7 protein-coding genes are annotated in these 11876 nt (G+C 66.9%); all 7 read right to left on the reverse strand.

The genetic code is table 11. The annotated features are described in order from the left end of the window. Positions 1-9: 9 nt before the first annotated feature. The 7 genes from PX52LOC_RS19530 to PX52LOC_RS19560 all read right to left on the reverse strand — a co-directional run bounded on the left by PX52LOC_RS19530 (position 10) and on the right by PX52LOC_RS19560 (position 11744). Positions 10-3864: an outer membrane protein assembly factor BamB family protein gene (locus tag PX52LOC_RS19530; protein ID WP_149111669.1), complete on the reverse strand. Its 3855-nt coding sequence runs from the start codon at positions 3862-3864 to the stop codon at positions 10-12. Between the two features lie 81 nt (positions 3865-3945). Beyond that, positions 3946-5544, reverse strand: a complete 1599-nt coding sequence (locus PX52LOC_RS19535; RefSeq protein ID WP_149111670.1) for an NADH-quinone oxidoreductase subunit N — start codon at positions 5542-5544, stop codon at positions 3946-3948. A 24-nt stretch (positions 5545-5568) separates the two neighbouring features. Beyond that, a complete protein-coding gene (locus PX52LOC_RS19540) occupies positions 5569-7524 on the reverse strand; it encodes a complex I subunit 4 family protein (RefSeq protein WP_149111671.1) in 1956 nt (651 codons plus the stop codon). 18 nt (positions 7525-7542) lie between these two features. Then, complete coding sequence (gene nuoL, locus PX52LOC_RS19545; RefSeq protein WP_149111672.1) at positions 7543-9573, reverse strand: NADH-quinone oxidoreductase subunit L; 2031 nt, start codon at positions 9571-9573, stop codon at positions 7543-7545. Next, positions 9566-9982, reverse strand: coding sequence for an NADH-quinone oxidoreductase subunit NuoK (gene nuoK / locus PX52LOC_RS19550; RefSeq protein WP_149111673.1), 417 nt, complete (start codon positions 9980-9982; stop codon positions 9566-9568). The genes nuoL and nuoK overlap by 8 nt, the downstream gene beginning before the upstream one ends. After that, positions 9979-11106 (reverse strand): NADH-quinone oxidoreductase subunit J, encoded by a 1128-nt coding sequence (locus PX52LOC_RS19555; RefSeq protein WP_149111674.1) that lies wholly within the window; start codon positions 11104-11106, stop codon positions 9979-9981. The genes nuoK and PX52LOC_RS19555 overlap by 4 nt, the downstream gene beginning before the upstream one ends. Before the next feature lie 74 nt (positions 11107-11180). After that, positions 11181-11744, reverse strand: coding sequence for a NuoI/complex I 23 kDa subunit family protein (locus PX52LOC_RS19560; RefSeq protein WP_149111675.1), 564 nt, complete (start codon positions 11742-11744; stop codon positions 11181-11183). Positions 11745-11876 lie beyond the last annotated feature (132 nt).

Below are 11876 nucleotides of genomic sequence, written 5' to 3' on the forward strand. Positions count from 1 at the left end.
CCAATCGGACTATAACCCCGGGTTCGGCAGCACCACCACCGAGCCGTCGATCGCCGGCATCACGAGCGTCTTGCCGTCGCCCACCGGTTGGGCTGGCGTTCTCGGGATCAAGTCTTGATTCTCCGAGCAAATTGAGCCGAGGCGTTCGCCGGTCGTTGGATCGTAAGCCGTGACGATGCCTGCGGTGTCGGTGAACAGGAAGCCGTTCGGCAGGGCCACGGCCCCCAGCGTATCAGACGCGCCGAGGCGGCGTACCACCCAGAGCGCCTTCGCACCGCCCGGCGAGACGGCGACGATGTGCCGATTCTCAACCGAGTAGCAAACCACGATCCCCGTCGGGCCGTTGTGGACCACGAAGCCCGTACTCGGCTTCCCGCCCGGGATGGGGTTGTCGGGGTCGTCCTTCGCGGCCCGCCACCGGCGGAGCGGTTCGCCGGACTGGTCCGCGTCGTACATCGAGACGCTGCCGCCCGCGTCGGCCACGAACAACCGCCGCTCGTTGGCGCTGATCGCAACGACGACCGGGGCGAACGGGATCTTCTCCCTCAGAGCCCACGGTCCCGCGACCGTTTTACAGCCCGCCCCGGCGGCCCACCGCCACCGCGTGACCTGCCGATTGCCGTCGGTCGTCAGGAACTCGTCGGCCCCGAACGGCGAGACAAAGCACGGTTCGCCCGGTCCGACGGCTTCGCCGCGCCACATCGGACCTTGCGTCAGGTTGGCTGTGCCCGGTTGGAAGCGGTACAGGAACCCGTCGCCACAGGGGAAGACTACGCCGTCCCCCGCCGCCGTCGGCGGGCCGGCCAACTTGTCCGCCAGTTGAACTAACTCTTCCGCCTGGGATTTCCCTTCGACCAACCGCCGCACGCGCAGCCGGACCGAGTCCTTGTCGCCGCGTTCCGCGAGCAGCACCCAGACCGTCCGGCCGTCGGCCGACGTACACGTTGCAGCCGGCGCGAGGGCTGTCAGCACTGGCGGCGCGACCATTGCCGCGGTGGGGACCGCCGCCGTCGTCTTCGCGGCCGCTTGCGTCATGTCGTCCGGCACGAGGTAAATTCCGGCGTCTTCGTCCACGACGACGCTGCCGGTCGCGCCGACGGGGGTCGGCGGCGACGGCGGGGCGATACCGAGCTTGCGCTGCCACCGTTGCCGGCCGTCGCGCGGGTCGAACGCAAACGCCCGCACGCCGTCGGAGTCGTCGGACCGGATGACGATGAGCAAGGTGTCGCGGCGGGAGTTCAGTTGCGCCCCTTGCACCGGGATGCCCGCCGGTTGCGGCAGACCCGACGCCCGCACCTGGAACCCCTTGTCCGCCTTGATTCCGACCCGCAGGTTGTACAGCTTCGACCGCGACACGGCCCAGAACGTGTCCTCCTCACCGGACGCGACCTGCCCGGCGACCTTGCCGGACGCGACCTGCCCGGCGACGGGGTTCTTCGTGTCGATGGGGAGGGCGTAGATGTTCGCGTCCTGGTTACCCGGCAAGTTCGTGGCGAACAGGCCGAACGCTCCGGCGTCGGTCACGACCGCGATCCGCTCGCCGTCGGTGAACGGGGGGAACTGGACGTGCCCCGCGATGCCGACCGACCCGCCGGCCGGCGGCGTAATCTCTGGCGGCCCGACTGCCGGGTCGTAAGCCTCCGGCGGCGTGATCGGGAATGCCCGGAACTTCGTCGCCTGCGTGCCGTCGGCCTGGGCGAGTACGAGGTAGCGGTTCGCCTTCCCCTCGCCCGCGGGGCCGGTGATGATCGGCGGCACGCGGAGCGAAAGTTCCGGGTGGTCGGTCGAGAGCACTTGCACGCACTGGAGCGGTCGGCGGTTCCCATCGGCATCGACCGCCTCGGTGTTGATCGCGAACACCCGCCGCGCCTCGGCGGCGACGAAGATCATGCCGCTGCCCGGTTGGAGGACGCCCCCCGGGCCGATCCGCTGTCGTAGGTTCACGTGGCTCAGCCGGTTGCCGGTCGCCACGTCAATCTCGACGACCGTGCCGAGTTCGTCCCGCAGCGGCACGTAGACCCGGTTGTTCACCACGATCGGCGGCCCGGCGATCGGCCCTTCCAGCGGTTGGTGCCACTTCACTTGTCCGGTCCGGGCCACGCGGGCGGTCAGGCCGAACCCCTCGCGATCGACCGGGACGAGGACCAACTCCGGCTGGCCGGCACGCTCGGGGAACCGGGCGGGCAGGTCGCGGATCGACCGGCCGACGCGGGCGGCCCAGAGCAGGTTGCCGTTGTCGGCGTCGTGGGCGTACAGGATGCCACGGACGTTGGCGAAGAAGACTTCCGGCGGCGTGTCTGGGGTCACGATGATCGGCAGCGTGGACTGGCCGAGCGGCGGGGCGACGAACAGGAGGCCGCCGGCGGGATCGGTCGGGGCGGCGGCGGGCGGGCGAAGGTCTTCGATGCCGCGGATGAGCCGCCGCAGTTCCGCCTTGGCGTCGGCGATCAACTTCAGGGCTTCGTCGTCCGTGTCGAAACGGGCTTGGGTTAGCACGCCGACGAACTGGGCGATCCGCTGGTCGGTCGGGTCGCGCGCCAGGTCGCGGTACGGGTCGATCACCTGAAGCCGTTCGCGCTCGCGGGCCAACTTCACCGTCAGGTCATCGAACCGCTTCCGCTGGTCGTCGAGCGGCTTCACTTCCTTGATGCGGTACTTCTCGACGACGGGGATGAGTTGCCGCCCGTCGGCGACCGCCTTCTCGGACACGTCGAGCAACTCCCGCTTCTGCCGGCCGGCCGTGAACGTCTTCAGGTTCTGCTCGGCGTTGTCGGCGTAGGCGTCCACGAGCTTGCGGCCGGCCTCGAACACGTCGTACCCGAACCCGGTCTCGGTCGGCTTGATCAGCTGCGAGTCGGCGTACTCCTTCAGGAAGGCGTCGAACTTCTTCTGCCCCTCGGCTGGGTTGTCGCGGACGATGACGGCAGACGCCACCGTGTGAACGTCGCTGAGCTTGCCGAAGAACTGGTGCTTCTCGGCGTCCTTGCTCTGGGGGAACTCGGCCTGGAGTTGCTCATAGAGCTTCATCGCCTGCGGGTAGTTCTGGTTCTTGAACTCCTTCTCGGCCTCCTGGACGAGTTGGTCTTCCTTCTTGGAAGCGTTCACCATGTCCTGAATGACGATGTACGCACCGATGCCGAGACCGAGGACCACCAACACGACCAGAACGTACTTCCAAACGCCCGGCCCGCGGCGGTTCGGGAGGAAGTCCAGTTCCGGGTCTTGGTCGTCGGGTTCCTGGCGGCGGATCGGCTTCGGCTCGGGTGGCTCGTCGTCCGGCAGCGGTTGCGGGGCAGGGGCCGCCTTCTTCCAATCGAGGACTTTCGGCCCCACTGTTTCCGCGTCGAGCACTTCCGCCTCGACGACCGGTTCTTCCTCGAAGATCGGTTGCAGGTCCGGCCGCGGTTTGGGCTTCGGGGGGGCCGGCTTTTTGGGTTCCGGCGGTGGAGCGATGGCCTCGCCTTCCAGGATCGGCACGAGCGGTTCCGCTTCTTCCACCCTGGTGTACGGCTTCGCGTCATCGGCCCGCACGGGCACGGGGGCGGGCTTCGGCAGTGGGTCGAGGGCCAGGAACGGCTCGCTCGGCGCAACCGATGGCCGGGGCAATCGCGGTTCTTTGACGGGCGGCGGTCCCACCGCCTCGCCTTCGTAAACCACCAGGAACGGAGCACTGAGCGGTTCGGGTTCTGGTTCGAGTGGTTCGGGCGGGGCGGCTTGGGTCGCGACAGGGGCTTGGGCCGCGACGGGCTGGACGGTAAAGATTTCGCGGCAGTCCGGGTTCGGGCACCGCATCGACTTGCCGATCAGATCGGGCTGGAGGTTGAATTGACTATCGCAGTGCGGACATTCGACGACGATCGCCACGGTGAATCCCCGGCCACAGAACGCAGGACGTGATTGCTCCCTCCGTGCCAGTGTACGCGAAAACCGTTCCGGGCGGAACGGTCACTTCGCGACGAGGGCCGGCGAGTGGGCCGTGGCGGGCGTCGCCTTCTTCACAAGATCCCAGACGATTGATGGGTAGATGCCGACGACAAGCGTGCCGACGGTGCAGAGGACGGCCGCCAGCATCGGCCCCTTGCCCCGGTGACGGACTGCCGGGCGGAGCGGGCTGCGGAGGTAGATCACACCGAGAAGGCGGAGGTAGTACACTGCCCCGATGGCCGCGTTGATGGCGGCGATGACGGTGAGCGTCTTGTAGGCGTTCCCCATGCCGGTGACGGTCGGCGAATCGTACAGGCCGAGGAAGAGGAATAGCTTACCGGTGAAGCCGGCCGTGAGCGGGATGCCGATCAGGCTGAGTAACGCCACGAACAGCATGGCCGCGGCGAACGGGTTCGTCTGGTGCAGGCCGGCGAGGTCGTCGACCGATTCCGTCGGCTGGTCGGCACTGTTCAGGTACGCGAGGATCGCGAACGTGCCGAGCGTCATGAGGGCGTAGCCGACGAGGTAGAAGATCAATCCGTCGAACCCACTCACGTACCGGGGCAGCAGGCCCTCGGTCGGGGTCGCGTAAGCGGACGCCGTCACGAGGCCGAGGAGCATGTAGCCCGCGTGGGCGACGCCGGAGTAGGCGAGGATACGCTTGAGATTGTCTTGCATGAGGGCCATGACGTTTCCGAGCGTCATCGTGGCCGCGGCCAGCACCCAGAGCAAGAGCGGCACCTGCGTGCTCGTGGGGAAGGGCAGGTCGTTGAGCGGGCCGCTAACGATCCCGAGCAGGCGGGCAAGGGCGAGGAACCCCGCGACCTTCGGCAGCACCGAGAGTTGCGCGACGACGGCTGTCGGGCCGCCTTGGTACACGTCCGGGGCGTAGTAATGGAACGGCACGGCCGTGATGCGGAAGCCGAGGCCGGCGACCACGAGCACCATCGCGAGAACCGCGAGGGGCGAAATCGCCTCCTTGTTCGCGGCCGTCAGCACGGCGTTGATCGCCGAGAGGTTCGTCGACCCGGTGAGGCCGAAGAGGTAGCTGAACCCGAACAGCGTAACGGCGGACGACAGGATGCTGAGGACGAAGTACTTGACCGCGGCTTCCTGACCCGGCTTCCCGCGGTGCGGCAGGTACAGCAGCACGTACGTCGGCACGCTGATCATTTCCAGGGCGAGGTAGAGCGTGACGAGGTCGTTCGCCCGGGCCACCAGCGACGTGCCCGCGACCGCGATCAGCAGGCACGCCAGGTAGTCGGCCGCGATCTCCCGCGTGGCTTCCTTGGTGCTCAAGAGCATGAGCACCAACCCCGCGGCGAGCGTGAGGTAGCGGATGAGCGTGGCGGCCGCGCTCGGCAGGATCGGGTAGTACGCTTCCGTGTTGGCCTTCAGGCCGTCGTAGAGGGTCGTTTCCCACGGCTGCGCGACGAGGGCGACGGCGAATGCCCCGGCCAGACCGAGGACGGCCAGCGACGTGTGGAGGAACCGGCTCGACGTGAACAGGCCCAAGACGAACAGGACGCACGCCACGCCGACCAGCGCGATCTCCGGCACGACCAACTTGAACACGCCGGTCAGGGCTTCGATTCGGGTTCCGTCGAGCAACGGGTTCACGTCGGGTGATCCTCGGGAATGAAACTATCGCTTCGGCGCCGGCAGGGCGATCCGGATCGGTTGCACCGGCGGTTTATTCTCGGCTTCCGCGGCCGCGATGCTCGGGTCAAGGCGGTACCGGGCCCGGTTCACGAGTTCGGACACGCGCCGCACGTCGGTGGACACCACGTCCAAGAGTGGTTGCGGGAACAGCCCGAGCGTCAGGCAGAGGGCGGCCAGGGCCGCGAGCGGGACGAACTCCCGGCCGGTCACGTCCTTCGGTCGGGCGTCCGCTTCACCGACGGTCGGCGGTTCAATCAGCGGGCCGAAGAAGACCCGCTTCAGCATCGTGAACAGGTACCACGACGACAACATCACGCCGAACGCGGCGACTAAGGCCAGCCCCCAGCCGGCGATCTTCACATTTCGCGGATCGAACAGGCCGCCGAGCATGAGCATTTCGCTGACGAAGTTGTTCAGCCCCGGGAGGCCGACGTTGGCCAGCACGATCACGATCATCAAGAACGTGAACACCGGGTACTTCGCCCACAGGCCGCCGTACTGGTTGGCGTCGAGCGTCCGGTAGCGGCGGGCGAGGAACGAGAGCAGTGCGAACACTGCACCGGCCGTCAGACCGTGGTTGACCATGTGCAGGAGCGCCCCCGACAGCCCTTCCGGGGTCATCGCGAACAGGCCGATGACCAGGAACCCGAGGTGCGACACGCTGCTGTACGCGGCCAGCAACCGCAGGTCCCGCTGGGCGAACGCGCAGAAGGCGGCGTACACGATGCCGATGGCCCCAAGCGTACCGAACCACGGCAGCCCGTACTGCACGCACGCTTCCGGGACGAGCGGGATGACGATCCGCAGGATGCCGAACGTGCCGAGTTTCGCGAGGACGGCCGAGAAGATCATCGTCACCGCCAGCGGCGCTTCCGAGTAGGTCGCGGGCAGCCACGTGTGGAACGGCACGATCGGGATTTTCACGGCGAACCCGGCCATCAGTGCCAGGAACAGCCAGAACTGCGTCGTACTTCGCTCCCGTTGTTTCTCCCGCACGTCGGCCAGTTCCCGCTCGCGGTCGGCCCGGAGGTTCGGCGTGGCCTTCGCCAGTCGGCCTTCGGCTTGCAACACGGAGTAGTGGCTCATCGAGTCCCACATGCTGACGTTCTTCATCAGCACCGGGATCGAGAAGGTGATCGGCCCCGCCCGGCCGGGAACGTACGGCCCGTCTTGGTCGCGGGCGTGTGCCATCGCCTGGTGCGTCGGCTCGTAGTAGAACGGCTGGTTCGAAGTCGGGTGCAGCGGGATCGGGTTCGTGAGGACGACGCCGATAATGCCGACCAACGTGAACAGGCTACCGAACAGGGTGTAGAGGACGAACTTCCGGGCCGCGTCGCGGCGGGCACTGCCCGTCCCCCACTGCCCGATCAGGAAGAACGCCGGGATCAGAGTGAGTTCGAAGAACACGTAGAACAGCAGGACGTCAAACGACACGAACGCCCCGGTTACCGCCGTCTGGAGGACGAACAGCCACCCGTAGTACGCTGCCGCCCGTTCCCGGACCGTGTCCCATGACACCAGCACCGCGAAGAAGAACATCAGGCTCGTCAGGGCCACCAGCAACACGTTCAAGCCGTCAAGGCCGACGTAGAAATGGACGGCCGGTCCTGTCTCGCCGGGCGTCAGCGAGACGAGCTTCCAGGAGGTGCTATACGTGAAGGTTTCGGCACCGTTCGTTGCCCCCGGGTCGCCGGGCACGGCCTTCGGCTGGAAGTTGAGCGAGAGGTTTTGCTCTGATTGGGCGTCCGGGGTGACGAAGCCGGAGTACAGGGCGATCATGCCGATCGTCAGGACGAGGTGCAAGGCCGAGGCGTACACCGCCAGGCGGCGCGTCAGGCCCGGCCGGCCGCGGCCGCCGATCGCGATCAGGGCGGCCGCGGCCAGCGGCGCGAGCAGCACGACCAGCAGCAGCAAACCGAGGACGGTGTTGAGGTTCATGGGACGCCCGACTCGCTCTCAGCGGGAAACTTTGAACACGATGACCAACACGACGGCCGTCAGCCCCAGGACCATCCCGAGCGCGTAAAACTGGACCAGGCCGTTCTGCAACGGGCGGAGCAGGGCCGCGAGCATCCGCGGTGCGTACGACACCAACCGGGCGACCGCATCAACCAGTCCGTCGAACTGCCGACTGCCGGTGGCGGCGATCTCGGCCGGCTTCACGACGAGGCCGTGGTAAATCTCGTCCACGTACCCCTTGTTCAGCGACATCGCGTGGAGCGGTTTCGCCGCGGCCGGCAGTTGAGCGAGTTGGCCCTTGCGGTACATCGCGAACGCCAACCCCAGCCCGCCGACCGCAGCCGCGGTGCCCAACCCCGCGATCAGCCAGTTGAAGTGCGGTTGGGACTGCGACCGGACGTTGTGCTCACGCTCGTAGGTCTTGTTCGCCTGCTGAATCGCGGGCGTCGCCGACAGGAACTTGCTGAACCCGTGGTGCGTGAGCGGTTCCACCAGCGCCCCGACGAACAGCGCCCCCACAGCCAGTACGATCAGCGGCACGCACATGATCCGTGGCGATTCGTGGGCGTGGTGCCCGGCTTCTTCCGGGATCCGCGTCTCGCCCCAGAAGGTGAGGAAGTACGCCCGGAACGTGTAGAACGCCGTCATCCCAGCCGTGAGGACGGCCACGCCGAAGACGCCGAGGTACAGTTCGCGGTGGGTCAGCCCGTGTTCGCCCGCGTGGTCGAGGGCGTCGAGAATCTGGTCCTTGCTCCAGAACCCGGACAGTAGCGGCAGGCCGGCGAGGGCGGCACAGCCGATCAGGAACGTGGCGTGCGTGACCGGCAGAACCGTTCGCAGGCCGCCGAACCTCCGCATGTCGATGACGTTCCCCATCGCGTGCATCACCGAGCCGCTGCCGAGGAACAGGAGCGCCTTGAAGAAGGCGTGCGTGAACAGGTGGAAGATTGCGGCCGCCACGGCGATGCTCGGCGTGACAGCTCCGGCCGTGCCGAGGGCCATGAACATGTACCCGAGTTGGCTGACGGTCGAGTACGCCAGCACCCGCTTCAGGTCGGTCTGCGTCAGGGCGATGAACGCCGCGAGGAGGGCCGTCGCGCCGCCAGTGATTGCCACGTAAGCCTGCACCGACGGCACCTGCACGAACAGCGGTGAACAGCGGGCGAGGAGGTACACTCCGGCCGTCACCATCGTCGCGGCGTGGATGAGGGCCGACACCGGCGTCGGCCCTTCCATCGCGTCCGGCAGCCAGACGTACAGCGGCAGTTGGGCCGACTTGCCGACCGCCCCGCAGAACAGCAGCAGGCACGCGAGGCCGAGCGTGAAGTCGTTGACCGGGTGCGCCTGAATGTGGGCGAAAATCTGCGTCAGGTCGGTGTGGTGGCCGCCCACGCTCCACAGCAGGAAGATGCCCAGCACGAACCCGACGTCCCCTAGCCGGGTCATCAGGAACGCTTTCCGGGCCGCCGCCGCCGCCGAGGGCTTCGCGTAGTAGTACCCGACCAGCAGGTAGCTACAGAGGCCGACGCCCTCCCACCCGGCTAAGAGTAGGAAGAAGTTGTTGGCCAGCACGAGCAGGCACATGCACAGCACGAACAGGCTCATGATCGTGAAGTAGCGGGCGTAGCCCTCTTCACCGTGCATGTACCCGGCCGAGAAGATCGCGATCCAGGTGGCGACGAACGTGACCGTCGCGAGCATGATCGCCGACAGCGGGTCGATTCCGAGGCTGAACGTCACGTTCAGCAACCCGGCCGAAAACCACGTCGTCGGCAACTTGGTTTCGTGGAACGAGATCCAGGGGAAGTCGGCCGACACGTGCAACGACAGCCCCGGCGTCGGGCCGGCCGGGCCGTTCACGTAGACGTCGTTCAACATCAGCATCGCCAGGACGGCCGACGTGCCGAAGGCCAGAACGGCGGGTAGGTGGGCGTACCGCCGCAGTCGCAATTTCGCGAGCAGCGGCGTGAGCAGGGTGGCGGCCAGTAGCAGGGCCAGAACCGAAACGGCGAGGGCCGTGCTAGACACGCGCGACCTCCTGGGGCTTCTTCCCGGCGGGGGTGAGTTTCGGGTCGTCGGCCAACTCCCCGGGGACGGTCGGCAACTTCTCCGGGTCGGTCGTGGCGGGCACGCCGGTCTCGCGGAGTTGCTGCCACACCGTCGCGTCGAGCGACCGGTTGCGGCGGTACAGGGCGATGAACATGGCCATCGCCACCCCCGCCTCGCACGCGGCGACCGTGACCACGAACAGGGCGAAGACCTGCCCCGACATGGTCGCGTGGAACCGGGCGAACGCGAGGAGGTTAATCACCACGGCCTGCAACATCAGTTCGGCCGAGAGGAACATCGTGATGAGGTTCCGCCGCGTCAGGAAGCCGACGAGGCCGAGGGAGAACAGGACCGCCGCGACGGCGAGATAGTGCCAGACCGAGATCACGCTGCGGCCCCCTTCCGGCCCGCGATGGCCACCGCTCCGATGGTGGCCACCAACAGGATTGAGCCGGCCATTTCCACGGCGAGCAGGTAATCGGTGTAGAGCGAGTAGCCGATGTTCGCGACGTTCCGGGCGGGCAACTCACCGCGGCCGGCGAGCAGCACGGCTTTTTCCCGCAGGTTCGCCAGCCCCTTGACGGCCGCTGCCATGTCCGCAGCCGTCGGGTTGGCCTTGAGCGTTGTGTTCTCGACCTGGTTCAACGTCTGCCGAACGGCCGACCGCAAGTCCTCGGCCTGTCTCGCGATGGCGATCGCTTGCGGGTCGCGGGCGATGGCAAGGCGGTCCGGGATCGAGTGGGCCGCGTTCGTCCGCTCGCCGGATTCCGGGGCCGACGGCGGGATACCGACGATGTCCGCGAAGCGGTCGCGGAGGTCTTTCGTCCGCTCGTGCAACTCGTCTTTGGTTTTTGCCGCAGCCGCGAGTTGCAGGTCTGTCGCCAGCGAGAGCAGTTCGGCCCGTTCTTCGGCCGTCACCGGCCGGGCGGGTAACTTCTGTTCGGGCCGGCCCGCTTCGGCGACGGCGGTCGGGCTGCTCTGGTACATCGCGAGTAGCACCAAGCCGAGGAACGCGAAGCCCGCCAGGCTGCCGAGCAGCGGTTCGCGGGAGCGGTCGTTCTCGTCGGCCATTTCCCCGGTGTGCGAGAGCATCAGCACGAACAAGAACGTGACGATGATGGCCCCGGCGTAGATGACGATGGTCGCCGCCATGAGAAACGGCGCGGCCAACAGCAGGAACAGACCGCACACGCTGACGATGACGAACGCGAAGGCGATCGCCCCGCGGGCCGGGTTCCGCTGTGAGACAAAGATCGCGGCGAAGAGTACGGCCCCGCCCGAGAAGAGCCAGAACAGCACTTGGCCGACCGTGTCGCGGGCCGGGTCGCCGAATTGGCGGACGACCCACGACACGAGGACGACGGCCGAGGCGATGGCGGCGAATGTGCCGAACGCGACCGACCGGCCCTTCGGCCGCGGCAGCAGCCAGTAAAACGCCAGCGCGCCAAGAATAACGCCGGTGGCCAGTTGGCTCACGGCGTTCCCGGCGGTTGTGGCGGCGAAGAGGTTCATTGCATCAGGCTCGTGTAAAGTTTCACAAGCAACGCGGGGGAGTTATACGACCGGCGTGCGGTGGTGTCTTGAAATCACTTCGCGGGCGGCGGTTCGGAGGCCGGCCCCAACTCGCCGGACCGCGTGCGAACCGGGTCGGTCCCGGCCTTCGTGGTCACGTCGAAGACGCTGAGGAGTTTTTCCTTGTCGAAGATCATCTGCTCGCGGCTGAGGCCCGTCAGGTCGTAGAGCGTCGTCAGTTCGATCGCGTCCACCGGGCAGGCTTCCTCGCACATGCCGCAGTAGATGCACCGGAGTTCGTCGATGACGAACGTCTCGGGGTACTTCTCGCGATCCTTCCAGCCTTCGGGGGCCGGGGCGGCGACGATGTCGATGCAGTGGGCCGGGCACGCCGTCGCGCACATGTAGCACGCGACGCACTTCGTCCGCCCTTCGGAATCGCGGTTGAGTCGGTGGACGCCGCGGTAGTTCGGCGGCAGCTTCGGCTCTTGTTCCGGGTACAGTTCTGTGACCTTCTTCTTGAACATGTGCCCAACGGTCGTCATCAACCCGTCGGCGATGGCCGGCAGGTACAACTGCCCGAGGAGGCCGAGTTTCGGCTCCTGCACCCAGGTCACGTCGCTTTCGGTCAACGGCATCGAACGAATCCTCAATGATCTCACGCAAAGCCGCTAAGTCGCAAAGATGAGAAGAAAGACGAGATTCATTTCTTCTCCTCGAATCAATTCTTTTACTTCTGCTTGTTTTCTTCGCGTCTCTGCGGCTTTGCG

It is taken from the genome of Limnoglobus roseus (assembly GCF_008254045.1).
Classification (GTDB): Bacteria; Planctomycetota; Planctomycetia; order Gemmatales; family Gemmataceae; genus Limnoglobus; species Limnoglobus roseus.